At 68.3% G+C, this 24,440-nt stretch carries 23 protein-coding genes; 9 read left to right on the forward strand and 14 right to left on the reverse strand.

What is annotated here, in order from left to right; genetic code table 11:
• Window positions 1-58 precede the first annotated feature (58 nt).
• From ACLQ2O_RS23115 to ACLQ2O_RS23130, 4 genes are all read left to right on the forward strand, one after another.
• Entirely contained in the window at window positions 59-664 is a 606-nt protein-coding gene (locus ACLQ2O_RS23115; protein ID WP_425834693.1) for a TetR/AcrR family transcriptional regulator, read from the forward strand.
• A gap of 89 nt (window positions 665-753) precedes the next feature.
• Window positions 754-1,380 carry a hypothetical protein gene (locus ACLQ2O_RS23120; RefSeq protein WP_425834695.1) on the forward strand — a complete coding sequence of 209 codons (627 nt, stop codon included), beginning with the start codon at window positions 754-756 and terminating at the stop codon, window positions 1,378-1,380.
• A 322-nt stretch (window positions 1,381-1,702) separates the two neighbouring features.
• A complete protein-coding gene (locus tag ACLQ2O_RS23125) occupies window positions 1,703-3,229 on the forward strand; it encodes an NYN domain-containing protein (protein WP_425834697.1) in 1,527 nt (508 codons plus the stop codon).
• Window positions 3,230-3,247: 18 nt separating this feature from the next.
• A complete protein-coding gene (locus ACLQ2O_RS23130) occupies window positions 3,248-5,530 on the forward strand; it encodes an NACHT domain-containing protein (protein ID WP_425834699.1) in 2,283 nt (760 codons plus the stop codon).
• Window positions 5,531-5,561: 31 nt separating this feature from the next.
• On the opposite strand, the gene ACLQ2O_RS23135 is transcribed toward ACLQ2O_RS23130, so the two are convergent.
• The 3 genes from ACLQ2O_RS23135 to ACLQ2O_RS23145 all read right to left on the reverse strand — a co-directional run bounded on the left by ACLQ2O_RS23135 (window position 5,562) and on the right by ACLQ2O_RS23145 (window position 8,965).
• Window positions 5,562-7,103: an LCP family protein gene (locus tag ACLQ2O_RS23135; RefSeq protein ID WP_425834701.1), complete on the reverse strand. Its 1,542-nt coding sequence runs from the start codon at window positions 7,101-7,103 to the stop codon at window positions 5,562-5,564.
• Window positions 7,104-7,232: 129 nt separating this feature from the next.
• Entirely contained in the window at window positions 7,233-8,015 is a 783-nt protein-coding gene (locus ACLQ2O_RS23140; RefSeq protein ID WP_425834703.1) for an ABC transporter permease, read from the reverse strand.
• Entirely contained in the window at window positions 8,012-8,965 is a 954-nt protein-coding gene (locus ACLQ2O_RS23145; RefSeq protein ID WP_425834705.1) for an ATP-binding cassette domain-containing protein, read from the reverse strand. Before ACLQ2O_RS23145 ends, ACLQ2O_RS23140 begins: the two co-directional genes overlap by 4 nt.
• A gap of 99 nt (window positions 8,966-9,064) precedes the next feature.
• Between ACLQ2O_RS23145 and ACLQ2O_RS23150 the strand changes: the two genes are divergently transcribed.
• A complete protein-coding gene (locus tag ACLQ2O_RS23150; protein ID WP_425834707.1) occupies window positions 9,065-9,829 on the forward strand; it encodes a TetR/AcrR family transcriptional regulator C-terminal domain-containing protein in 765 nt (254 codons plus the stop codon).
• Between the two features lie 109 nt (window positions 9,830-9,938).
• Here ACLQ2O_RS23150 and ACLQ2O_RS23155 read toward each other — a convergent pair whose 3' ends face one another.
• From ACLQ2O_RS23155 to ACLQ2O_RS23165, 3 genes are read right to left on the reverse strand one after another with little or no spacing between them, the layout of a single operon-like run.
• Window positions 9,939-10,613, reverse strand: coding sequence for an SDR family NAD(P)-dependent oxidoreductase (locus ACLQ2O_RS23155; protein WP_425834709.1), 675 nt, complete (start codon window positions 10,611-10,613; stop codon window positions 9,939-9,941).
• A gap of 9 nt (window positions 10,614-10,622) precedes the next feature.
• Window positions 10,623-11,498, reverse strand: coding sequence for a hypothetical protein (locus ACLQ2O_RS23160; RefSeq protein ID WP_425834711.1), 876 nt, complete (start codon window positions 11,496-11,498; stop codon window positions 10,623-10,625).
• A 30-nt stretch (window positions 11,499-11,528) separates the two neighbouring features.
• A complete protein-coding gene (locus ACLQ2O_RS23165) occupies window positions 11,529-12,434 on the reverse strand; it encodes a GntR family transcriptional regulator (RefSeq protein WP_425834713.1) in 906 nt (301 codons plus the stop codon).
• A 98-nt stretch (window positions 12,435-12,532) separates the two neighbouring features.
• Here ACLQ2O_RS23165 and ACLQ2O_RS23170 point away from each other — a divergent pair, with 98 nt between their 5' ends.
• Window positions 12,533-13,744 carry an FAD-dependent monooxygenase gene (locus tag ACLQ2O_RS23170; RefSeq protein ID WP_425834715.1) on the forward strand — a complete coding sequence of 404 codons (1,212 nt, stop codon included), beginning with the start codon at window positions 12,533-12,535 and terminating at the stop codon, window positions 13,742-13,744.
• Here the strand turns inward: ACLQ2O_RS23170 and ACLQ2O_RS23175 are convergent.
• Window positions 13,716-14,339 carry an HD domain-containing protein gene (locus ACLQ2O_RS23175; RefSeq protein ID WP_425834717.1) on the reverse strand — a complete coding sequence of 208 codons (624 nt, stop codon included), beginning with the start codon at window positions 14,337-14,339 and terminating at the stop codon, window positions 13,716-13,718. The genes ACLQ2O_RS23170 and ACLQ2O_RS23175 overlap by 29 nt on opposite strands.
• Window positions 14,340-14,451: 112 nt before the next feature.
• On the opposite strand from ACLQ2O_RS23175, the gene ACLQ2O_RS23180 reads away from it, so the two are divergent.
• Window positions 14,452-15,426 (forward strand): GlxA family transcriptional regulator, encoded by a 975-nt coding sequence (locus ACLQ2O_RS23180; protein WP_425834719.1) that lies wholly within the window; start codon window positions 14,452-14,454, stop codon window positions 15,424-15,426.
• Here the strand turns inward: ACLQ2O_RS23180 and ACLQ2O_RS23185 are convergent.
• A complete protein-coding gene (locus ACLQ2O_RS23185; protein WP_425834721.1) occupies window positions 15,412-16,002 on the reverse strand; it encodes a TIGR03086 family metal-binding protein in 591 nt (196 codons plus the stop codon). The genes ACLQ2O_RS23180 and ACLQ2O_RS23185 overlap by 15 nt on opposite strands.
• Before the next feature lie 164 nt (window positions 16,003-16,166).
• Here ACLQ2O_RS23185 and ACLQ2O_RS23190 point away from each other — a divergent pair, with 164 nt between their 5' ends.
• Window positions 16,167-16,733 (forward strand): HhH-GPD-type base excision DNA repair protein, encoded by a 567-nt coding sequence (locus ACLQ2O_RS23190; protein WP_425834723.1) that lies wholly within the window; start codon window positions 16,167-16,169, stop codon window positions 16,731-16,733.
• Window positions 16,734-16,959: 226 nt separating this feature from the next.
• On the opposite strand, the gene ACLQ2O_RS23195 is transcribed toward ACLQ2O_RS23190, so the two are convergent.
• The 3 genes from ACLQ2O_RS23195 to ACLQ2O_RS23205 form a co-directional block, all read right to left on the reverse strand.
• Complete coding sequence (locus ACLQ2O_RS23195) at window positions 16,960-17,331, reverse strand: hypothetical protein (protein WP_425834724.1); 372 nt, start codon at window positions 17,329-17,331, stop codon at window positions 16,960-16,962.
• A 362-nt stretch (window positions 17,332-17,693) separates the two neighbouring features.
• The gene (locus ACLQ2O_RS23200) at window positions 17,694-18,584 is read right to left on the reverse strand and encodes an RNA polymerase sigma-70 factor (RefSeq protein WP_425835271.1); all 891 of its coding nucleotides are present in this window, start codon (window positions 18,582-18,584) and stop codon (window positions 17,694-17,696) included.
• A 107-nt stretch (window positions 18,585-18,691) separates the two neighbouring features.
• Window positions 18,692-19,552 carry an SDR family NAD(P)-dependent oxidoreductase gene (locus tag ACLQ2O_RS23205; RefSeq protein WP_425834726.1) on the reverse strand — a complete coding sequence of 287 codons (861 nt, stop codon included), beginning with the start codon at window positions 19,550-19,552 and terminating at the stop codon, window positions 18,692-18,694.
• 321 nt (window positions 19,553-19,873) lie between these two features.
• On the opposite strand from ACLQ2O_RS23205, the gene ACLQ2O_RS23210 reads away from it, so the two are divergent.
• Window positions 19,874-20,266, forward strand: coding sequence for a DoxX family protein (locus ACLQ2O_RS23210; protein ID WP_425834728.1), 393 nt, complete (start codon window positions 19,874-19,876; stop codon window positions 20,264-20,266).
• A gap of 511 nt (window positions 20,267-20,777) precedes the next feature.
• Here the strand turns inward: ACLQ2O_RS23210 and ACLQ2O_RS23215 are convergent.
• From ACLQ2O_RS23215 to ACLQ2O_RS23225, 3 genes are all read right to left on the reverse strand, one after another.
• Complete coding sequence (locus ACLQ2O_RS23215; RefSeq protein WP_425834730.1) at window positions 20,778-21,248, reverse strand: tyrosine-type recombinase/integrase; 471 nt, start codon at window positions 21,246-21,248, stop codon at window positions 20,778-20,780.
• Window positions 21,249-21,377: 129 nt separating this feature from the next.
• Complete coding sequence (locus ACLQ2O_RS23220) at window positions 21,378-23,468, reverse strand: iron ABC transporter permease (protein WP_425834732.1); 2,091 nt, start codon at window positions 23,466-23,468, stop codon at window positions 21,378-21,380.
• Entirely contained in the window at window positions 23,465-24,436 is a 972-nt protein-coding gene (locus ACLQ2O_RS23225) for an ABC transporter substrate-binding protein (protein WP_425834734.1), read from the reverse strand. The genes ACLQ2O_RS23220 and ACLQ2O_RS23225 overlap by 4 nt, the downstream gene beginning before the upstream one ends.
• Window positions 24,437-24,440: the final 4 nt, after the last annotated feature.

The raw sequence follows: 24,440 nt of genomic DNA on the forward strand, positions 1-24,440 counted from the left end.
GTAGGCACTGGCGCGCTACCATGTCAACGATCGATGACTTGGAGACGGAGGGACGGCGATGGCGCACAAACGGGATCGGGAGGCGACCCGGACCGCACTGCTGGACTGCGCCCGCGTCCGGTTCGCCAGGGACGGGTACGACGGCGCGAGCGTGCGCGACGTCGCCGGGGACGTCGGCGTCGACCCGGCGCTGGTGTTCCGCTACTTCGGCTCGAAGTCGCAGCTGTTCACCGAGGCGATGGCGACGTCGACCGCCTCGGTCGTCCTGCCGGACGGCCCGGTCGAGGAGCTCCCCGCGAAGCTCCTGCACGACCTCGTCTTCGAGGACTGGGCCGCGTACGCCGGCGAGCACCCGCTGATCGCGATGCTCCGCTCGGCCGGCCACGAGGACATGCGCGACCGCGTCCGCGAGCAGGTCTGCAACGGCTACCTCGGCATCCTCAAAGAACTTGCCAACGGCAACGATGACGCCGAGCTCCGGACCGAGCTGTTCGCCGCCTGGCTGCTCGGCATCGGCATCCTCCGGACCGCCGTCGGCACCCCCACCCTGACCAAGGCGACCGAGCAGGACCTGATGCCCCACCTGGCCACGGTCGGCGAAGCCCTCTTCGGCCGCGCCATCCCTGTCCCTGCCGACAGCCCGGGCCCCGAAGCGACACCCTGACTCCACCGGGCTGCTCTCCACAAGCTCGTCGATAGCTCCCCGACGCAGGAGAATCTACTCTGAAGCTCCGTCCAGAGAATCAGGTGGAGATGACAGTCGAAGCCATGCTGCCGACAGCAATCAATTGGGACAACGTGATCCCCTTTGCCGGGACTGGATTAGCTGTTCTCAGCGCCGTCGTGGCGATCTGGCAGGCACGCATCGCTCGCACCGCCGCCAAGTCCGCCGGTACGTCAGCAACCGCGGCGTCTGTCCAGGCGCAAGCAACGGTCGAGCAGGCAAACCTGCTTCGTCGACAAGTTGACTCCGAAGCCGAAGAACGTCACAAGCGCTCCGCGCCCGTCTACAGAGTGCGAATGCTCGCCGACGAGGAATGGGGCGTGCTCACCGCGAAGGGGAGGTCCACCGGCACACTGACACCCTTCCACCACGGCCACACTCCACCGGTCACCGATTGGATCAAGAAACAAACGATTGAAGTCACTCTGGTCGCGGCACCCGGTGAAATGAATCTCGGCGTCGACCTTCGCGATTCGCCAAGTGCATTGATCTTCGACTCGGGGCCGGCAGCCATCAGCCTGAACGGCGTCGCGCGATTCTCCCTCCTCACGCCGAACGCCCTCGTCGGGCGGCAGCTCACGCTGCGGATCACCAGTTCGGCGGCCTCACAAGGGGACTCTCGTCGCTGGACCAGTGAGCACAGCATTGCTCCCTGACCGGCCCGCCATCGCTTGACATCGTGGCGGAGCGCTTCTACCTTTGAATCAAACAGGGCGACTAGTGGCTCTCGACGGCTGGCTTCGGCCACACTGTTGGCAATCTAGTCAGGATCCCCGGTTGGAAACCCTCTCGCGACAATGCGTGAGGGTTTCTTTCTTTTGGTCCAGCACGACATGTTGCGCACGTCAATCAGCGGCGCTACGGTGCGTATCTCGACCAAATCGCGGTCCAGGGGGGCTCGTGAAAGATCTTTCAGGGTACTTCAGCACGCCCATTTTCTTCAGCCGAGCAGTCGAATAGCCGGCCACGAAGATGGCATTGAACAATGAAGCAGTTCTGCTGGTTGACTGGCTCAACCTGAGCATTCATCTCAAGAACCTGCGCCTCAACTTCGGCGCCGATCTCGTTCATCAACTCATTGCTGTCGCCCGGCAGGAGTGCGCCCGGCTGCCTGGGCAGGTCGATCTCGCCCGGGCACACTTCGTCGGCGAGAACATCTCGGGCAACGTGCGAACTGCCGTTCAGAAAACGCTGGTGGCAGAACTGCACGAGACCCGCACGGCCAAGGAGCAGGCAGACCTGCAGCTCGCCGTCCTGGCGATGGACCACCTGCATGCCCCCACTGGATGCCCGGCGCTGTTCTTCCTGGCCACCGGCGATCAGGATTTCGTGCCACTGATCGAGCGCATCGTCGCAGAGAAGAGCCGGGTCGTACTCGTAGTCGCGTCGTCGGGGAACCTGGCGCCCGCGTATCGCACCGTCGCTTCCCAACCGAACGTGTCGCTGATCTCCCTGGTCGAGACCCTGCAGTTGCAGCCTCTTCCGACCACGTCGGCCGAACGCACGAGTTCCGCCGTTCTCGCGCTCTTCCGTCTGAATCTGGATGGTCGCGTACTCGGCGGAGACCAGACGAAGAACATCCAGCTGCTCACGACTTGGGGCCAGCTGTCGACGACCGGCCGGGAAGAGATCGACTACCAGGGCTTTCTCACCGAGTTCACCCGCACCGACCCGCGCAAAGTCGCGTTCCCGGCCCGCAGCGAGACCGGTAACAAGTTCACCGTCATGCGCCGGACCAGCCTGAGCTTCCAGATCGAAGCGGTCGCGTCGACGATCGACAGCGCCGACTGGGTGCTCCGCAGGCTCGCGAACCCGACCCGCCCTGCTGGGATCGGCGACCTGTCGGGCGGACCGTTCAGGTCCGACGACAACGCCAGCAAACTGACCCGGTTGCTGCTGGCAATGAAAGAGCTGGGCTGGATCCTGCAGCGACCTGACAACACGTATCAGGCGGACGTGCAGCGCCCGTCGGACGGACTGCTCGAACCGATTCTCCGACTGATCACCGAAGCCAGTCGACTGAGTTTCGAGGCCGTCGCGGACGGCGTACCGCGGGACACGTTGTTCAAGGCGCTCCGCAGTACACCGATAGCGCAGGACGCCGACCGCAGGGGAGGCAAGGCCGCCGGCGACGTCATCGAGCTGGGCCGACGGCTGGGGGTCATCGACGCCATCCCTCACGGCACGGACGGATACTTGCTCACGGTCATCCACAGCCACCCCTTGTGCCGCCGAGTATCGACGATGGTCCGAAACGTCGCCGGTCTGTTCGACTTCGAATTCGGCCGGCCGATCGCCGAGCACGACTTCCTGGCCCGGATGGCCACGCGCGACGAACAGGCGAACTCACCGGTGTTCGGGTACGACACCCGCGACCGGCAACGAGCCTTGAGAATCCTGCGCAGGTCGAGTCTGTTGGATCGGCGAACCTCGCCAGAACCCTCCTTGACCCTCAGACGATCTGCCTGGGTCGAGAGCCTGTTGCCGCCGAGCACCGCACGCTGAGTCCGCGAGGAGGAGACGATGGCTACCCCGGACTGGCGTGCGAAATCGATCGAGTTCGAGACCGAGGTCCGCCGGATCGCGGCCCTGCTGTTCCCTGACGAGCGCGGCGGCAGCACGATCTATCAGGGCCGCGAGCACGACGGCGTGTTCGTTACTGAGGACCTCGCCGTCGCGATCGAAGCGACCACCGCCACGGACAAGGCGAAGGCTGAGCAGGACGGCCGAAAGCTGAAGGCGATCTGCGAGCGACTCGCGAGCAGGTACCCGTACAAAGGCATCAAGGGCTACTTCATCACGCAGGGAGAGCCGACGGCGTACCAGCACGACGTCATCCGCAGGATCGGTCAGCCTCTTGCCGCCTTGAGCTACGCAGCCTTTCGCGCGCATCTCGTCGATGTCCGTGCCTACATCGCGGCGCGCAAGGACCATCCGTTCGGCAGTGCGCGGGACCCGGAGACCAACAAACCCAACCTGCTCGACGAGTACGTGGCGCTGGACTTTGTGGACGTCGGCGACCGCAACACGCAGTACGGAATCGACGACCTGATCAAAGCGATGTCCGAGTCGGCGCGTCTGGTGCTGCTGGGCGACTACGGTGCGGGCAAGAGCATGACCCTGCGGGAGATCTTCCTGAGGTCCGTGTCGACGAAGCAGAAGCGTGAATCCGGAAAGTTCTGTCTGCACCTGAATCTCAACGAGCACCAGGGGCAGACGAACCCGGCGGAGGCGCTGCTGCGCCACGCCGAAACGATCGGCTTCGAGAATCCCCACCAGCTGGTTCGCGCGTGGAAGTCAGGGGACGCACATATTCTCCTGGACGGATTCGACGAGCTGTTCACCCCCGGCCTCGGCGCGATCACCCAGAAGTCGCCGGTCGCGAACTTCCGTCACCGCAGCGTGCAACTCATCAGGCAGTTCCTCGTCCAGACTCCGGCCGGCGCATCGGTGGTCATCGCCGGGCGGCAGCAGTACTTCGACTCGCTCGCCGAGATGCGGGTCGCCTTCGGCCTGGACAAGAAGACCTTGATTGCCAGCGCCACCGACTTCACCGAGGCGCAGGTGCAGCAGTACCTCGACAACCGGAAGTGGACCGCGGTCCTGCCCACCTGGCTGCCGCGTCGCCCGTTGCTCATCGGCTACCTCGCCAGCCGCTCGATGCTCGATCTGGTGGGGCCCCTGTCAACGATCGACGTCGGGGCCGGCTGGGACGGGTTGCTCGACTCGATCTGTGAACGGGACGCTCAGCTCGAGTCCGGTGTCAGTGGGGCGTCGATCCGCCAGATCATCGAACGTCTGGCGACGCTCGCCCGAAGAACGGCAACCGGCCTTGGGCCCATTTCCTTCGAAGACCTGGTGCTGGTCTTCCAGGAACTCCAGGGCCGCGCACCGGACGAGGCGGCGTACGGCGTTCTGCAAAGACTCCCCGGACTGCGAACCGACGACACACAAACCAACTCGAGGGTCTTCGTAGACGACGACTACGTCGACGCAGCGCGGGCGGGAGACGTGCTCAACTGGGTCTCCCACCGATTCAACGACGAGTTCATCGAGGGGTTCCGGAACTGGCAGAACATGCTTGGCGACACCGGCATGGCCGTCCTGAGCTACCGCCTGGCGACCAACGGCACCTACATCGGAACTCTGCAGGCAGCGGCCGAACGCGCGTGGAACAAAGAAGGTCTGGAGGGAATCGGCACCGAACTGATCCGCCTGATTCTGCTCTGGGGTGCGACACCTACGAAATCCGTGCCCATCCACAGTCAGCACATCCCGTCGCTGGCGATCGGAGGTTCCGCTGACGCGTCGAAGCTGACGTTGACCCAGTGCATCATCGACACCCTCGACGTCACCGATGTCGTGGCCTTCGACAACCTTCCGTACATGATCGACTGCGCCGTCGGGACCGTTCACGGCATGGCGGAGATCGACGATTTTGCCAGTGAGAAGATTCGCAACTGCACGTTCGAATCATTCTCCGACAGTACCGAGAACATCAGTGCAATCCTGAAGCTCGACCTGAGCGACTACACCCGCATCGCCTTGACGATCCTTCGGCGAACCTACGGCCAGAGCGGCCGGGCGCGGAAGGAGAATGCGTTCTACCGTGGCTCGATGACCCCGCATCAGCGTGAACTGATTCCGAAGGTCCTGCACGATCTCCAGGCACAGGGGGCGGTCCGGCGGATCCGGCGCCGTGACGTCACGCTGTGGGAACCCAACCGGGCACTGGTCGCCCGAATCCGGACGATCCTCGACTCTCCCACTTCGACCCGAGACCCTTTGGTCATCCAAAAGTCCTGAACCGGTCTCTCGCCGAGCCCGCAGCAGGCGGTCAGCTGTCGGCACCCGGCGGGTGGTAGGCGCAGGCGTCGCGGAGGTCCTCGGTGGGGCCGGGCGGCGGGGTGGTCGGCTGGCCCGGGCGGTTGAGGGTGCCGGGTTTGCCGGTGGGCGGCGTGGTCGGCGGCTGGGTCGTGGTGACCGGCTCGTGCTCGAGGGCCTTCTCGATGGTTTCGCGCAGGCCGTCGTAGTCCGGGTGCAGGTACTTCATCTTCAGCTTCGACTGGTCGAGCGCGACGTTGGACACCGTGCCGGACTTCACCTTCAGCGCGAGCTGGACCAGGGCCGGGAGCAGTTCCTGCGGGATGTCGGTGCGGAGCAGGTTCTTGCCGGCCCTGGCGATCGCCTGGTACTTCGTGACGAGCGTCTTCGGGTCGGCCGCGTCGACGATGCCCTTGATCGCGCAGCGCTGGCGGATCTGGCGCTGGTCGTCGTCGGCGCCGTACCGGCCGCGGGCGAACCACAGCGCCTTGAAGCCGTCGAGGTGCTGGTTCGGGCCGGGCTCGATCCACTGGCCGGGCGGGATGTGCGAGCTGCTGATGCCGCCCATCGCGACCCGCTCGTTGACGTTCACGGTGATGCCGCCGAGCGCGTCGACGATCTGGTCGAAGCCCTGCAGGTTCACCTGGAGGTAGTAGTCGATGGGGAGCCCGGTCGCCTCGCCGACGGACTGCTTGACCACGTCGGCGCCCTCGTTGTCGGACGGGCCGAGGATGCCGGGGTGCATTTGGGAGATGTTCTGGTACATCGCCGTCAGCATCCACTCCAGCCGGCCGGTCAGGCTGAGCCCCTCCTTGCCGAAGCCGTTCGGGTAGATCTTGTGCAGCGGCGAGCTCTCCGGGAACGGCATGAACGTCAGCTGGCGCGGCAGCGAGATCAGCGCGGTGTCCCCGGTCCTGGTGTCGATGCTGGCGACGATCACGGTGTCGGTCCTAACGCCGACCCGCCCTTTGCCGTCGTCCCCGCCGAGCAGCAGCAGGTTGACCCGCGGCTTGTCCTCCCAGGGGTCCTTCACGTTCACCGTCTCCGGCCGCGTCGCGCTCTTGCTCTCACCCTGGGAGACGAACACGTTGGTCACCAGGTCGCGCTGCGCGAGCACACTCTGTACGCCGACCGCCGCCGGCGCCGTGATCGCGAAGCAGAGCACCCCGACGAAGACCGCACCCGCGGCCCGGCCGCCCGGACCACCCGTTGCCGGGCGCAACAACCGGTGCGAGGCGACGACCACGATCACCCAGCCGAGCGCCAGCGCGCCGATCGCGATCGCGGCGCCGACCAACCGGTTCGGCACGACGCTGGACTCGACGACGTCGTCGCGCCGCCAGAACCCGACGTACAGGCCGAAGGCGATCAGCCCAAGGGTGAGGGTGAGCACGAACGCGCCGATCCGGCGACGTCCGCCGAGGATCAGCCCGGTTCCGGGCAGGATCGCGCTGATCAGCGTCAGCCCAAGCGACTGCGGCACGGTCCTGGCCCGGCCGTCGGGCGTGCCGGTAGCTGTCCCCTTGGCGCGGGTGGCGCGTGAACGACGACCCATGGCTCCCCTGTCGATACCCCGTGGCCTGGACAACAAGTACCCAGGCCGCACACTGGTCAGACGTTGGGCGGGGTCGATCGGTTTACCTCGTACGGAAGTCTACTGGCTCACGCGCCACCCGCGCTGGTATCAGCGGGACAGGTTTCGGAACTTGCGGGCCGACAGCGGCAGGAAGACCACCACCAGGAGCAGCGGCCAGATCACAGCGCCGGCCAGGGCGTGCTCACCGATCCACGACCCGGCGGATCCACCCGGGTTGCCGAACAGCGCGCGGGCCGCGGTCGCCGTCGACGACATCGGGTTCCACTGCGCGACCGCGCCGAGCCAGTCGGGCATCGTCGCGGTGTTCACGAACGCGCTCGACAGGAACCCGACCGGCCAGACCGCGACCTGGACGGCGCTCACCGACTCCGCGTTGCGCACCGAGAGCCCGATGAAGATCCCGACCCACAGGAACGCGAACCGCAGCAGCAGAAGCAGCCCGAACGCCGCCAGCGCTTCCAGCAGCGACCCGTGCCACCGCCAGCCGAGCGCGAGCCCGGTCGCCGCCAGGACGACCAGCGTCACCACCGAGTCGAGCATGTCCGCGATGCACCGCCCCAGTACGACGGCCGCCGAGCTCATCGGCAGCGACCGGAACCGGTCCGTCACCCCCTTGGCCGCGTCGGTCGTGATCGCGGTCATCGTGCCCTCCAGCCCGAAGAGCATCGACAGCGCGAAGATGCCCGGGACCAGCAGTTCGTAGTACGACTCTCCACCCGGCACCTCCATCGCCCCACCGAGCAGCGCGCCGAACACCAGCAGCATCAGCACCGGGAAGAACCACCCGAAGATCACCACCCCGGGTTGCATCCGCCAGTGCAGCAACGTGCGCTGCGCGATCGTCCAGCCGTCGGCCAGCGCCCACCTCATCCGGCCACCGCCGATCCGGTCAGGTGCAGAAAGACTTCGTCCAGCGTCGGTCGTCTCAGCGCGATGTCCTCCGGTTCGATCTGTACGTCGTTCAGCGCGGTGGCGATCTCCACCAGCGCCTTGGTGCGGTCCCGGACCGGGATGCTGACGGTCAGGTCGTCGACCTTGACCTCCCCGTCGGCGTACCGCTCGACCAGCGCCTGGACCTTCGGCACGTCGGCCGGATCGGCCAGCACCAGGTCCAGCCAGTCCCCGCCGAACTGCGCCTTCAGCTGGTCAGGGGTGCCCTCGGCAACTACTTTGCCTGCCTTGAGCATCGAGATCCGGTCGGCGAGCTGGTCGGCCTCCTCCAGGTACTGCGTGGTCAGCAGCACCGTCGTACCGGCTCGGACCAGCTCCCGGACCGCGGACCAGACCTCACGCCGGCCGCCCGGGTCGAGCCCGGTCGTCGGTTCGTCGACGAACAGCAGCGCCGGAGCGACGATCAGGCTGGCGGCCAGATCGAGCCTTCGGCGCATGCCGCCGGAGTACTTGCTCGCCGCCTGGTCCGCGGCGTCCTGGAGCGAGAACCTCGCGAGCAGCTCGTCGGCCCGTTGCCCGGCCGCCTTGCGCGACAGGTGGTTGAGCCGGCCGAACAGGACCAGGTTCTGCCGGCCGGTGAGGATCTCGTCGACCGCGGCGTACTGACCGACCAGGCCGATCCGCTTCCGGACCTCCTGCCCCTGGCGGCTGACGTCGTACCCGGCGACGCTCGCCCGGCCGGAGTCGAGGTCGAGCAGGGTGGACAGGATCCGGACCGCGGTGGTCTTGCCGGCCCCGTTCGGGCCGAGCAGTCCCACCACCGACCCGGCCGCGACCTCGAGGTCGAACCCGTTCAGGCCCGCTCCCTCGGTGCCGCCGGGGTAGTTCTTGCGCACGTCGTCCGCGACGATCACGCGTTCTGCAGTCACTTCCACCTCGTTCTTCGTTGATACTTCGGTACGGCGTACCGTACACCGTACGACTCAGGTACGATCGAGTCAACGACGAGCGGTTGGAGTTTGTTCCCGGTGAGTGGAAAGAAGTCCGCGGCGCCCGATCCGGCGCGCAGCCTGGCCCTGCTCTGGGGCAGTCACAGCAAACCCGGACGCTCCGGGCTGACCGTCCGGGCGATCGTCGAGACGGCGATCCGGCTGGCCGACGCCGACGGGCTGGAGTCGGTCTCGATGCGTCAGGTCGCCGAGCAGCTGAAAGCGGGGACGATGTCGCTCTACACGCACGTCCCGGGCAAGGGCGAGCTGACCGACCTGATGTTCGACAGCGTGTACGCCGAGCTGTACGCCGACGTGGACGAGCCGGCGCGGCAGGACGGGTGGCGTGCCGGGATGGAGTTCGTCGCGCGGCGGAACTGGGAGGTGCTGATGGCGCATCCCTGGCTCCACGAGGTGCCCGCCGTACGGAACGCGCTCGGGCCGAACATCACGCTCAAGTACGAGGCCGAGCTGCGGCCGCTGGACGGGCTCGGGCTGGGCGACGTGGAGATGGACTCGGCGCTGACGCTCATCCTCACCCACGTGCAGGGGACGGCGCGGGGCGCCGCCGAGCACCTGCGGACCCAGCGCGAGAGCGGACTGACGGACGAGGAGTGGTGGCTGACCACGGGCCCGCTGCTCGACCGCTACATGGCCGGGTTGGCGGATCGCTTCCCGGTCGCGGGACGCGTGGGGCAGGCGGCCGGGGAGCAGTTCCAGGCGCCACTGGACTCGGACCATGCGTTCCGCTTCGGGCTGGATCGGATCCTGGACGGCATCCAGCTGCTGATCGACCAGCGTTAGTGAACCGCGCACCCCACGCCCTGCGGGCGCGGGGCGCGCGGGAGAGGAGGAGGGGCGCGGGGGCCTGGACGGGGTGGAGCGGGAAGGCCGGGCCCGGGGGCGCGACGCCCTAGACCGGGATGTGGGCTCCGGTGATGGCGTCGGAGTCGATCAGGAAGTGGATGGCCTGGGCGATCCGGCCGGGTGGGGTCCAGTGGGTGGTGTCGGCGCCCGGGCGGGCCTCGCGGTTGGTGGGGGTGTCGATGGTGCCGGGCAGGATCGTGTTGACCCGGATGTGGTCGGCGGCGTACTCGACGGCCAGGGCATCGGCGAAGGCGATCACGCCGGCTTTCGAGGTGATGTAGCCGGCGGCGCCGGGGAACGGCTTGAGTGCCGTTTGGCTCGACGTACAGACGATTGCTCCGCCGCCGTTGGCGATCAGGTGCGGGAGGGCTGCCTGGGTGGTCAGGTAGAGCGGGCGGAGGTTGACCGAGAGCTGCCGCTCGAAGTCCTCGACCGGGGTCTCGTGCACGCGCTTGCCCGAGGCGAAGCCGCCGACGAGGTTGACGAGCGCGTGCAGCGGGGCGCTCTCCTCGGAGGTCGCCAACGCGACCACGTCCGCGACGCCGGCCGGATCCGACAGATCGGCGAGCACCGGAGCCAGCAGCTCGTGCGCCCCCAACGCGGCGAGCGACTCCTCACTACGACCTGGTACGACGACCCGCCAGCCACCCTCGAGCAGCTCGGCCGTGACGGCCCCACCCAGCCCACCGGTGCCCCCGGCAACAATCACAGTCCGCTTCATGGGTGAAGCCTACTCAGGCAGTGCGAGTGTGCGCCCGGCGTCGCGGGCTGCCTTGATGGATCTTGCGAACGTGTCCTTGAGCGCCGCGGCCTCGTCGGCGAAACCCTGGACCACGGCGGTGTCGCCGGCCGGCTCGGTGCGGGCGAGCAGCTCGATGTAGCGGTCGCCGTCCTCGAGGGCCGCTTCGGCGCGCAGGGCGGCGTCGGCGGAGCGCACGCGGTCGGCGTACTGCTCGAACAGCTCGACCTTGCGCCTGATCGCGTCGACCGAGCGGGACAGCGCGCGGCGCTGGGGACCGAGGACAGCCTCCAGCTCGGCGGTCGCCATCCCGCGCGCGACCTCCTGCTGACGCGCCCGCAGCACCGACTGCTCGTGCAGCACCTGGCCGATGTCCCACAGCTGCTCGGGCAGCACCAGCTCGTTCTGCATCTCGTCGAGCAGCCCGCGCTGGGTAACTGTTGCCTCAAGCACCGTTTTCACCGCGCGCTGCGCCCGGCCGAGCAGCTTCCCGGACGGCTCGTCGAAGTCCTCGGCCAGCAGGTACTTCCCGTGCTGCCGCCGGACCTGCTTGCGGTCGCGGTCCTCGACTGCCGACCGCACCGCGATCCCGCCGGTCGCGACCACCGCGAGCACGGCCAGCGCGACCGAGGCCCACGCCGCGACCGCGGTCGGCAGCGCGAGCGCCAGGACGATCACGGCGAGGATCCACCCGCCGACGCAGACCGCGAGCCAGACCAGCATCGTGCCGAAGGTGTTGCCGGGCGCCTCCGACCACGACGTCCGCCGCTTCGGCGGCGCCTGACCGGCGGGCACGAACAGCTCGGGCCTGCGCTCGAACAACCGGCGTACCGCGATCGGCACACCCGGCGCGAACACCGGATCCATCGGCACCTCCCAACCGTCGACGAACGACACTCAGCGTAGCCGCGAGCGCACGGTTTCGAGGCGGACGCCCAGCCCGTCGAGCACCAGTTGCAATCCGAACTCGAACAACTGGTCCAGGTCGAAGTCGAAATCGAACCCGTCCAGCAGCGTCTCGAAACCGGCCAGCCCTCGTGCCACCGCCGCGAGCCGATCGGCGTGCTCGTCGGCCCACTGGTCTGCCGTCAACCCGGTGTCCTGCTCGGCGAGCGCCTCCGGCTCCAGGTTCAGCGCGACGCCGCGCACGTACCCGAAGACCGTGATCGCCGCGTACAGCGCGGTACTCGGATCGACCCCGAATCCGCTGACGGCGCGCAGTACGGCGTCCGTGTGCGACAGCAGACTCGGCAGCATCTGCGGCCGGCCGAGCGAGATCGCGCCCGGCAGCCACAGGTGCCGCCGGTACGCCGCCCACTGCAGCCGCGCGGCGGTCTCGATGCCGGCTCGCCAGTCCGCCGGTTCGCCCGGCGGGAACGGGAAGTCCGCGATCGCCCGGTCGACCATCTGCAGCACCAGCGCGTCCTTGCCGCCGACGTGCCGGTACAGCCCCATCGTCGCCACCCCCAACTCGCTCGCGATCCGCCGCATCGACAGCGCGGCCAGCCCTTCCGCGTCGGCGAGCGTGATCGCGACCCGGACCACCTCGTCCCGGCTCAACGCGGGCTCATCGGCCCGGACCGGCGTTCGGCGGGCAGGCCCGACGACTGTTCCGACGCCAGGCCGCGAGTGCACGAGGCCTTCCTGCTGCAGGGTCGTCAGCGCCTTCGTCGCGGTCGCCATCGCGACGCCGTACTCGCGCATCAACTCACGCGTCGACGGCACGCGTTCGCCCTGACCGAGCTCCCCGGTGCTGATCCGCGCCCGGATCCCCGCGGCGATCTGCTGGTACGGCGCTGGCATGCGTTCTCCCTGGGTGCCCTAGTGCACGTGGACGTCGGTTCCGCCGGTCAGGCATCTTGCTGCGTACACCGTACAGCGCACTACCTCTGGGAGACACCATGAAGGTACTGATCAGCGGAGCCGGCGTCGCCGGACCGGCACTCGCGTACTGGCTGCAGCGCGCGGGCTTCACCCCGACCGTGGTCGAGCTCGCCCCGGCGCCTCGACCCGGCGGCCAGACCATCGACGTCCGCGGCGTCGCGCGGGACGTCGTCGAGCGGATGGGGGTGATGCCCGCGATCAAGGCTCGGCAGTTGCACGAGAAGGGGCTCGCTTACGTGCGCGCCAACGGCAAGCGCGCCGCAGCGCTGCCTGCCGAACTGCTCGCCGACGGCGGGCCGGTCGCCGAGATCGAGATCCTGCGTGGCGACCTGTCCGAGGTGCTGCTCGCGGCGACGCCGGACGTCGAGTACCTGTACGGCGACTCGATCAGCGGGCTGACCGACACGGCCGACGGGGTCCGGGTGTCGTTCACGGGCGGTGCGGTGCGGGAGTTCGATCTCGTCGTCGGCGCCGACGGCGTGCACTCGCGGGTCCGCGCGCTCGCCTTCGGGCCGGAGGAGGAGTTCGTGCACCACCTCGGCGGCTACGGCGCGTACTTCACGATCCCGGCACCCGAGGACCTGGACGGCTGGCTGAAGATCCACACCGCGCCGGGCGGCCGCTGGGTCGGCCTGCGCCCCGACCACGATCCGCGGTTCGCTCGCGCGCTACTCAGCTTCCGCTCGCCGGTGATCCGCTACAACCGGCGTGACGTCTCCGAGCAGAAGGCCCTGCTGCACAAGACGTTCCAGGGCGCCGGCTGGTACACCCGGGAGATTCTCGACGGCATGGATGCCGGCGACGACTTCTACTTCGACAGCACCAGCCGGGTCGTCGTACCGGAGTGGTCGCGCGGACGGGTCGTGCTGCTCGGCGACGCCGGGTACTGCGGTTCACCGTTGGCTGGTTACGGTACGGCGCTGTCGCTGGTCGGCGCGTACGTCCTCGCCGGGGAGTTGGTTGCCGACGGCGACCATCGGCGCGCGTTCGCGGCGTACCAGCGGGTGATGCGTGAGTACGTCGTCCAGCGCAGCGCCCTGCCGCCGGGCGGGATCGCGCTGGCGATGCCGAAGACCGCGCTCGGGATCCGCGCGCGGGACCTGATGACCGCGACGATGACGTCCCGGCCGTTCCGCGGCGTACTGGCGAAGGCTGCCGCGGCGCAGCCGGACGCGATCGAGCTCGCCGACTACGCCGGGCTCACTCCGGCCACTCCGACCCGAGGATGACGTCGACGAAGTTCGTCCGCTCGAAACCGGGCACGAACCGGTCGAGCACGTCGGCCTTCACGGTGCCGAACGTCGTGGCCGGGCGGTGCTTGATGCCCTCGGTGAACGCGTGCAGGATCTGGTTCTTGAAGTCCGGCCGGGGGTGCGCCGCGACGATCTCGGCGCGCTCCCCGGCGGTGATCCGGTCCAGGCCGAGACCCAGTACGTCGGCCTCGACGCCGCGGGTGACCAGCGCGATCTCGGGCTTCAGGTGCACCGGGACCTCGGGCGTCGTGTGCAGCGCGATCGCCGTCCAGACCGTGACCGCGTCCTCCTCGGCGATGCCGTGGGCACGCAGGAAGTCGGCGGCCGCGTCGGCGCCGTCGATCTCGAACCGCTGCAGCGAGTCGCGGTAGCCGCCGGTCAGGCCGAGGTCGTGGAACATCGCCCCGACGTACAGGAGCTCCGGGTCGTAGCTCAGGTCGCGGCCGTGCAGCGCGCCGAACAGGTACACCCGGCGCGAGTGGTCGTAGACCAGGTCGTCGGTCACGTCGCGGACCAGCTCGGTCGCCTCGGTGGCGAGCTTGCTGTCCGGGATCTCGATCCCTGCGATCACTGTCGTTCAGCTCCTTCATCGGTGGATTTCCCCAGCGTGACGCGGGCGCGGCGGCCGGCGTACGGGTGATCCGGACGGGTGACCCTCCGATCCGGACACGCATACTGCTGGGGTGGAGCGCGTTGTGGTGGTCGTCGTGTACGACGGAGTCCGGCTGCTCGACGTGACCGGGCCGCTCGAGGTCTTCGCGGTGGCGAACGAGCAGGGCGGCGGGGCGTACCGGTCGGTGATCGCTTCGCCCGACGGCGCTGACGTGGTGGCGAACACGGGGACGCGGCTCGGGGTGGACGTGAGCCTGGCCGACGTCGACGCGCGGGGCGCGACGCTCGTCGTACCGGGTGGGCCGAACTGGTTGCACACGATCAGCGACGCCGGGCTGCTGGCTTCGATCCGGCGGTTGTCGCAGCAGTCCGCTCGGACGGCGTCTGTCTGTGCCGGCGCGTTTGCCTTGGCGGCAGCCGGGCTGCTGGACGGGCGGCGGGCAACGACGCACTGGGAGCTGGCCGATCAGCTGGCGCTGCGGTTTCCCGCGGTGCGGGTCGACAGTGACGCGATCTTCGTGCAGGACGGGCCGGTGATCACGTCGGCGGGAGTGACGTCGGGGATCGACCTGGCCTTGGCGCTGGTCGAGGCAGATCTGGGCGCTGCCGCTGCGCGACTGGTGGCCAAGCATCTGGTGGTGTTCCTGCAACGGCCCGGCGGCCAGTCCCAGTTCAGCGTCCGGCTCGCCGCTGGTCAGGCCCGGCACGAGGTGGTCCGTGGAGTGCTCGACTCCATCACGACCGACCCCGCCGGTGACCACAGCCTCTCCGCGCTGGCGCGGCAAGCCGGCGTCAGCGAGCGTCACCTCACCCGCCTCTTCAACGACGAGATCGGCACCACCCCCGGCCGGTTCGTCGAGAAGGTTCGCGTCGAGGCCGCCCAGCATTTGCTAGAGGCAACCACCGACCCTCTGGACGTGATCGCCCGGCGGACCGGGCTGGGGACGGCGGAGACGCTGCGGCGGGCCTTCACCCGGGTGCTGGGAGTGAGTCCGGGGACCTACCGCAATCGCTTTCGCACCAGTGGAGTGTCAGTCGATCGGTGAGATCCAGTCGGGGTTGCGGCCGAGCAGCGCGAGCAGCGTCTCGAAGTCGTCCGCTTCGCCGGGCACCTTCACCGAACGCTCGAAGGCGGCTCCCGGCCCGCGGTTGCCCTCGGTGTCGGGGATCCGCCGAGCCAAACTCAGCGCCATCTCCACCAGGTCGATCGGCGGGTCGTACGGTACGTCGATCGCCCGCGCCAGGTCCCACGCGTGCACGATGCAGTCGAGCTGGTGGAAGGTCAGCGCCACCCGCCGCGGAAACGTCCCGAACTCCCGCACCTCGATCGGCCGGTCCAGCGCGCCACCGTCCGCGAACGCCTCCGCGACCTTCACGTTCGACCGCCGGTAAGCACCGGCCGGGTTGTCGCCGAGCCGCCCACCGTTCCAGGTCTGCACCGGAGCCGACCCGTTCGCCGCCGCGGCCGCGAACCCTTCGTTGTCGCTCACGATGTGCCGGAGAAGCCCCCGCACCGTCCAGTCCGGGCAAGGCGTCGGGAACCACAGCTGCTCAGCCCGAACCTGCATCACCACCTCGCCGAGCACCGCACCAGCCCGCCGATCCAGATCCCGGATGTCCACCCGTGCTCCTCCCGTCGACCCGCCCTTGCCGAGCATAGGCCCGCCCGAGCGCCCCCGCCCGGAACTCACCGGGGATCCACGGGTTAACCCGCACGCGAACACGCGGACGCCGTACTGGAAGTGACCCTCCGTGTGCGGGACCCGAGGGTCCTACCATGGTCCCTATGGGCTTCCAGATCGCCAACGAACCCGAGGCCGACCGCGTCCTCGACCAGTACCCGTTCGCCGTGCTCGTCGGGATGATGCTCGACCAGCAGTACGGCATGGAGCACGCGTTCCGCGGCGGCTGGAAGGTGCTGAGCCGGTTCGGCAACCTCGACCCGGCCGCGATCGCCGCCGCCGACCCCGAAGAGTTCAAAGCACTCTGCAGCACGCCACCCGCGATCCACCGCTTCCCCGGCTCGATGTCGGCCCGCCTGCAGGAGCTCGCCGCGCTGATCGAGTCCAAGTACGACGGCGACGTCACCCGCCTGTGGACCGAGCCCGACACCGGCAAGGAGCTCCTCGAGCGCGTCCAGGAACTCCCCGGCTTCGGCAAGCAGAAGGCCCAGATCTTCGTAGCCCTCCTCGCTAAACAACTAGGCATCAAGCCGGACGGCTGGGAAGCCGCCGCCGGCGACTACGCCCTCGACGGCCACCGCTCAGTCGCCGACGTCGTCGACGCCGACTCACTGCTCAAGGTCCGCGAGTACAAACAAGCCAAGAAGGCCGCAGCCAAAGCCGCCGACTGACGTCGGCATCCCTCCCGGCTCAGCTGAGCTAACCCGTCAGCCCACCAATGGCCGCCACCGTGCGCCCAGACTTGGGACACACCCACTCCGGCCCCAGCAACTTCAGCGCCAGCCCACCCGTACTCGCCAGGTCCCGGACCACCAACTCCACGCGTCCGCCAACGAGATCTCCACCCAGCAAGCCGACGGACGGGCGGTGTACTCAACGCCTGCCCTGCTGATCAAGTCACGATGCCGGCAGAGCCGCGGAGATTCGCTCCAGGACAGGAACAGAGCGGTCCCCGGAAACAAGCCTCGTCTCCGCCATCGCGAACGGCGCATCCTCCTTGACGATCTGCAGCGTCGATGCAAAGCGCGTGTCCGCCGTCAGGAACAGATCACAGTCGACGAGGTACGAACTGTGCTGCTCGTGCTGCAGCAGGTACTCGCTCACTGTTCGGTCCGAGAGCTGATGCTCATGGATTCCCCGTGAATCCTCCAGCACCTCCCGCCAAATACGCTTGGTCCAGAAGGCATTGAGGAACGCGGTGCCTGCCGTGTCCGGCATCGTGCGCATCCAAGCCGGCCGAAGACGCCGGATTTCGGCAACAACCTCCATGCATTCCACCTCGGCCTCGGTCGGCAACCGCCGCCTTTGGTGTCGAGCATCACCCGCATCAGCAGATGATGTCTTTACTGAACTTGGCGGCGTCCAGAAGTCGTTCACCGGCGCCCCCGGAGAGCTCTGCTCGAGATCCCGCCAAGAGATGGGCGGATTCTGGTATCCCACCGCAACGCCTCCAGCTCCGTCGGCGCGCCGTCCCCCGCAGATGTATCAGTGGGCCGAGAGCGCGGTACGCGGGAACCGAGGCGCGTTCGGCGGCGAGTCGCGGATGGCAGCCGACCAGGTCGACCCGATGTGATCGCGCCCGGCACCCGTACGAGTTCGCCTTGTACTACGACGCCAGAGTTGCAGCGGGTTTACCGGGCGAGTTCGGCCGGTTCATCGAGCCGCGCCAGCTTTCGCGGGTTTGCCATCGCGTAGATCTGGGTGATCCGCCCGTTCTCCACGACGAGGCTCAGCGCGGCCAGCTCGCCGTCGATCTCGATCCGGCCCGCAGGCGCGCCGTTGAGCCACACGGTCGTCGTCTCGAACGTGGCCACCACCCGGTTCAGGCGCGCGAGCAACTTCGCCACCAGTTCGGCCCCGTGAATTGGAGCCCGAGTGGCGGCCACAAGCCCGCCACCGTCGGCGATCAGGACCACGTCCGGCGCCATGATCTCCAGCAGTTCCCGCAAATGCCCGGTTTGCAACGCGAGCAGGAACCTCTCCACCACGGCCTGTTGCTCCGCTCGACTCACCTGCACCCGCGGCCGCCGAGCCGCCACATGCTCGCGTGCTCGCCGCGCGATCTGCCGAACCGTCGCCGCGGGCTTACCGATGGCCTCGGCGATCTCGCCGTACGGTATCTCGAAGACCTCGCGCAGCACGAACACCGCCCGCTCGGTCGGCGTGAGCGTCTCCAGCACCAGCAGCATCGCCATCGAGACGCTGTCGGCCAGCTCGACGTCCTCGGCCACGTCGGGCGCGGTCAGCAGCGGTTCGGGCAACCAGGGGCCGACGTAGGACTCCTTGCGCCGGGTGAGCGTACGCAGCCGGTTGAGCGCCTGCCGGGTGATGATCCGGACCAGGTAGGCACGCTTGTTCCGCACCGTGTCGAGATCGACGCCCACCCACCGCAGCCAGGTCTCCTGCAGGACGTCCTCTGCGTCGGCAACTGAGCCAAGCATCTCGTAGGCGATTGTGAAGAGCAGGTTGCGGTGGGCGACGAACACCTCAGTAGGTGGGTCTGGGCGGCTGTTCTCATTCATGGCCCCGCCACGACCTCCGGCGCGGTCCGCAACGTGCCGGCCATGGCGGCTCCTGTCTCTCGGCTCTCGGCTCTCGGCTGTGCCATCCATAAACACCCCACGCGCTCTTACGAGTCCTGCGACTTCGGGGAGTAGGTGTTGGCAAGGGCGGCAACCCGGTCGGCGCTGGTTGTTCGATCCTCGGAATCATCCTGGAGGTCAATGCCGCCGGCCAGCCAGCCGCCGTCGATGGTGAACACGCTGCCGGTGATGAACGCCGCCCTGTCACTGGCCAGGAACGCGACCAGGTCGGCGACCTCCTCGCTGCGCCCCGGTCGGCGCAGTGGAAATCGGCTGTCGATGTCGAGTTCCTCGCCCATCTTCCGCAGGAGATCGTTGCTGGCGATGTACCCCGGGCAGATGGTGTTGACCCGGATACCGATCGGCCCCAGCTCCAGGGCAGCCGACTTGACCAAACCGATCACACCATGCTTCGACGCCGAGTACGCCGATGACATCCGAACCCCGGTGAGCCCGGCCGCCGACGAGGTGACCACAACCGAGCCGCCACCCACGTCGCGCATCGCCCGACCCGCCGCCTGCAGACCGAGCAGTACACCGCGCAGGTTCACCGCCATCGTGCGGTCCCATTCTTCCAACGGGTACTCCAGAACACCTGCCCAGTGCCCCGTTCCGGCGTTGAGATGTGCGATGTGTACAGCGCCGTAGCGGGCAACCGTCTCGCGGACCATCGCATCGTTGTCCTCCGGCGATGCCACGTCGACCCGCAGCCCGAACGCCTCGCCACCAGCAGCCGTGATCTCATCGACCGTCCGCTCAACACGCTCGACATGACGGCCGGCGCAGCACACCCGCGCTCCCAGGGCCGCCAGCGTTGCCGCAGTCGCCGCGCCGATACCGGACCCCGCCCCGGTCACGACCGCCACCTTCCCGGCCAGCGAACCCGTTCCTTGCTCCGCCATCGTCATCACTTGCTTCCTGTCCTGATCGAGATCGAGCCCTCTGGTCGAGCATGAGACGTCAGCGCCTCGGTCCTTTGTGACACCGCAGCTACATGACGTGCGCCACAATCAGGTGATCAGCATCAGAGATGTCGCCGTCCGTGCGGTGGCGCACGTCACACCGGCGTGGTGTCACACATGCGGCGCCGTCGGTGTTTAGTGCCCGACAGTTACACCACAGGGCAGCCGGCCGGGACGCCCGCGAACGGCATCGCCCGGCAGCCTGCGACGACGGGGTTCCGCCCGATCGAGGACGAACCCAAGTCGCGCGCACCTCAGGAGAAACTTATGAACCTCGCTCTCTGGATCGCGGCCGGGCTGCTTGCCGCCGTCGCCCTGTCCGGCGGCATCAGCAAGGCCTTCATGCCCAAGGACAAGCTGGACGAACTGAGCGCGAAAACCGGCGGGGGTTGGACCATGCACGCAAGCGCTGCCTTCGTCAAAACCCTCGGGGTGCTCGAGATCTTGGCCGCGGCCGGCCTGACTCTTCCCGCCGCGCTCGACATCGCACCGGTCATGGTGCCGGTGACAGCCGTCTGCTGGATCCTGTTGATGATCGGCGCAATGATCACCCATGGTCGCCTTGGGCAATACAAGTACGTCGCGCTGAATCTCGTCTACCTCGCCCTGGCCGCCTTCGTAGCCTGGGGCCGCTTCGGCCCCGAATCCTTCACCGGCTGATTCGGGTAAGTCGCCAGTGGATCGCGGCATGCGGTTCGGCGGTGCCGACGCTGACCGCCGTGTGCGGCGTGACGAAGTAGCTCATGGCGAAATCCCGGCACCGCAAACCCGAGAACCTGCCCGCTACTTCGAACCGTCCCCGCAGGACATGCGCGACCTCACCAGCCTGCTCGACCCGATCGCGGTCGCCAACAACGCCTACGCCCTATCCGCCCGCTTTTCGGCGAATATTACGGCGACGCCGATGAGCGGGACCTGGCGACCTGATCGCCATTCAATGGCGCAGGTAGGACCTCGGCCCCTGACACGATCATCGCCGAGCGGTCAGGCCGTCGTGATCTGACGGAAGACTGGTAGGCCGAGATCGGCCGAATCGCGGCATCAACAGGAGGTTGCTGCTTGGGCCAAGCTCAACGGGTGGCATGGAGAAGTTGGGTATCCACGAGCACGCCTGCATCCGCCGAGTTCGACCTTGCGTAGCTCGAAATGTTGCTGGAAGTCGGTCCGTTCCTCAGCGGTTGGTTCGCGGTACTCGGCCGCGGATCAGTTCCGCATCGAAGATCGCTGGATACGCCTGGGTCGTCGCCAGACTGCGATGTCCGAGACGCTTCGCCGCGCTGTGGACCGGGAGTCCGCCCGCGACGGCATCGGTGGCGAACCTACGGCGGAGGTCCTGCGGGGTGAACCGGAGCAGCTCGCCGGCGTTGTCCCGAAGCCCTGCGCGCTGCAGGGTGTTGCTGCGCAGCCGCTGGACCGCCCCGGCACCCATCGCGTACGCCCGCCATCCGGCCTTGCGCTGGAACAGATGCGGCAACAACGGGCAGTCGACGCGCTCATGGGCGCCATAGCGCGCGACCAGTGGGATGGTGCCGCCGTTCTGGGCGCCCAGCCGGGTGATCATGCTGGCCAGCACGCTCGCGAGCTCAGGGCTGATCAACAGGACGCGCTCCTCATCGGTCTTCGAGGGCACGACCTGCAGCATCGGAACGAGTTCGCCGGTATCGGCCAGCCGGTAGGAGACCAGCGCCAGGTGAGATCTCGACCAGCTCTTCGAGCCGGACTCCGGGATGGCGCAGTGTTTCGGTGACCCTTCTCTGCTCTTTGTACTTCTCTAGAGCTTGTTGGCGCGGGTTCTCCACAGCAGGTACACGAAGTACGGCGCGCCGATCATCGCGGTGAGGAGGCCTGCGGGGATCTGGGCCGGGGCCAGCAGGGTGCGGCCGAGGCTGTCGGCTACGGAGACCAGGACGGCGCCCAGGAGTGCGGCGACTGGGAGGAGGCGGGAGTGGCGGCCGCCGACCAGGGCTCGCGCGGCGTGCGGGGCGACCAGGCCTACGAAGCCCACGACTCCGATGGCTGAGACGGCGGCTGAGGTGAGCAAGGCGGAGGCCGCCAGCGCCAACAGCCGGGTGCGTTCCAGGCGTACGCCGAGGATGCGTGGGACGTCGTCGTCCAGGGACAGTAGGTCGAGCTCTCGGCGCGCGAGGACAACGACCGGCGTCAGGACCAGGAGCGCCGCAGTGACCGGTATGACCTGCGGGAGCGTTCGTCCGTATGTACTGCCCGAGAGCCACGTCATCGCGAGCGTGATGTTCCACGGGTTGGTGTACACGATGACGAAGGTGATGATCGCGGTCGTCGCCGAGGAGACGCCGACCCCGATCAGCACCAGCCGGTCCGAACTGAGCCCACCCCTCCAGGAGACCAGGTAGACCAGCGCGAAGGTGCCCAGCGCGGCCGCGGAGGCGACGCCGGACAGGAGCCAGATGCCGGCCGACGGGACCAGCATCAGCGTGACGACGGCGCCGAAGCCGGCACCGCCGGTGATGCCGAGGATGCCCGGCTCGGCAAGGGGGTTGCGGCAGACGGCCTGCACGGTCGCGCCGGCGATCGCCAGCGCCGCGCCGCACAGCACGGCCGACAACACCCGCGGGAACCGCTGGTCGAGGACGTACGTGATCGCCCGCCCGGAGCGTCCGTTGATCCAGTTCGCGATGTCACCCGTCCGCAGGAACGCATCCCCGGCAAGCATCGCCAGCACCAGTGCGGCGACCAGCAGCACAGCCAGTACGCCGACCACGATCCAGAACGTCCGCGCACTCCGCAGCCCGGACGATGCGCCCGACGGCGTACGGCTCGGTCCTGAGTCGCGGTACCGGCGCGCGAGCCACACCAGCACAACAGCCCCGACGAGCATAGTCATGATGCCGGTCGGAATCTCCACGCCGGCCTGCCCACCGAGCACAGCCCGCAGTACGACGTCCGCCCCGAGCACCACCAGGATCCCGGCGAGCCCCGACAGCGGCAGCAGCACCCGGTGCCGCATCAGCCCCGGCACCAACGGCGCGACCAGCCGCACGAGCACCGGCGCGACCAGGCCCACGAACCCGACCGGCCCGGCCACCGTGACAGCGGCCGCGGACAGCATCACCGTGACGAGCGTGATGAGCACCCGCGTACGTCGTACGCGAACTCCCAGCACCGCCGCGGTGTCGTCGCCCAGCGACAGGATGTCGAGCCGCGACGCCAGCCACAGCGCCGCGACCAGCGCGACCGCGACGATCGGCGCCATCTGCCCGACCGCGTCGAGATCGGTCTGGACGAGCGTCCCGCTCCCCCATGCGAACGTCCCGATCGTCTCCTCGCGACGCAGCAGCATCAGCAACGTCGTCACACCCGACAACGCCATTGCCACAGCGGATCCGGCCAGGATCAACCGGGTCGGCCCGGACGTCCCACCGGCCGACAACGCAAGCACCAGTACGGCGGCCGCGAGCCCCCCGACGAACGCGACCCCACCGGCCGGCAGCACCGGCAGGTTGATCCCGAACGCCGCGACGATCACGACCGCCAGGTACGCGCCCGCGTTGACGCCGAGCGTGTCCGGCGAGGCGAGCGGGTTGCGTGCGAGCGACTGCAGCCCCGCGCCGGCGACGCCGAGCGCGAGGCCGACCAGTACGCCGGCCAGCAGCCGCGGCAGCCGCGACGCGATCAGCACGTTGGCCGAATTGTCTGTGCCCTGGCCGATCACCAGCCGGAGCAGGTCCCCGGCGCCGACCGACGAGGTTCCCTGGGTCAGGTGCACGCCGGCCAGGACGACGACCGCGGCCAGGGTGATCACGAACACCCCGGCGACGCGGATCCGTCGTACCGGCTGGAGGGCTTCGGCGACCTGGGGCCGCTCGGTGGTGACCTGGGTCAAGAGGTGACTGCCTGCACCGTCGCGTCGATGAACTGCTCGGTCGACTTCGGTCCGCCGAACATCCAGATCCCGTCGGCCAGGCGGTGCACGCTGCCGGCCTTCACGAACGGCAGGTTCTTCCAGATCGCGTTCTTCGACAGGTCGCCGCCGAACACGTCACCGCCGTCGGCGGTCGAGGCGATGTAGAGGAAGCTGCCGTCGCCGAGCTTGGTCAGGCCCTCGATGTCGGTCTGCGCCAGGCCGTAGTCGGGGTCGCCCGCGCCGGTCCAGTTGTTCTTCAGGCCGAGCTCGCCGGCGACCGCGCCGAGCAGCGAGCCGTTGGTGAACATCCGGATCGAGATCGTGCTGCCCTCCTTGTACCCGTCGGCCATCGTGAAGCCCTCGCCGGCCTTGCCAGCGTCGGCGATCTTCTTCTTGCCGTCGGCAACTGCCTGGTCGAACGCGGCGTTCGCCTCGGTGGCTTCCTCGGCCTTGCCGATCGCCTGACCGACCAGGTCGAGGTTCTTCTTCATCTGCGGGATCGCGTTCTTCGCGTCGGAGCCCTTGACGACGAGCACCGGCGCGGCCTTCTCCAGCTGGGTGATCGTGCTGGCCGACTCGTCGGTGGTGGTGATGATCAGGTCGGGGTTGAGGGCAACGATCGCGTCGACGCTGGCCTCACCGCGGGTGCCGACGTCCTTGACGCCGGCGTCGAGCTTGGCCGCGGTCACCCAGGTGGTGTAGCCCTTCACGTCGGCGACCCCGACCGGCTGGACGCCGAGGGTGATCAGGTTCTCGACCACGCCCCACTCCAGGCCGACGACCTTGGTCGCGGGCTTCGGCAGGTCGAGCTTCTTGTTGCGGGCGTCGGTGACGGAGACCGGCTGCGCGGCGGCGGACGAGTCCGCCGCCGGCTCGGTCGGTTCGCTGGTGCCGCAGGCGGTCAGGGCGAGCAGCAGGCTCGCGGCCAGGACGGTGACTCTTCTCATCGGG

Origin of the sequence: Kribbella sp. DT2, from assembly GCF_049844575.1 — a bacterium.
Lineage (GTDB): Bacteria > Actinomycetota > Actinomycetes > Propionibacteriales > Kribbellaceae > Kribbella.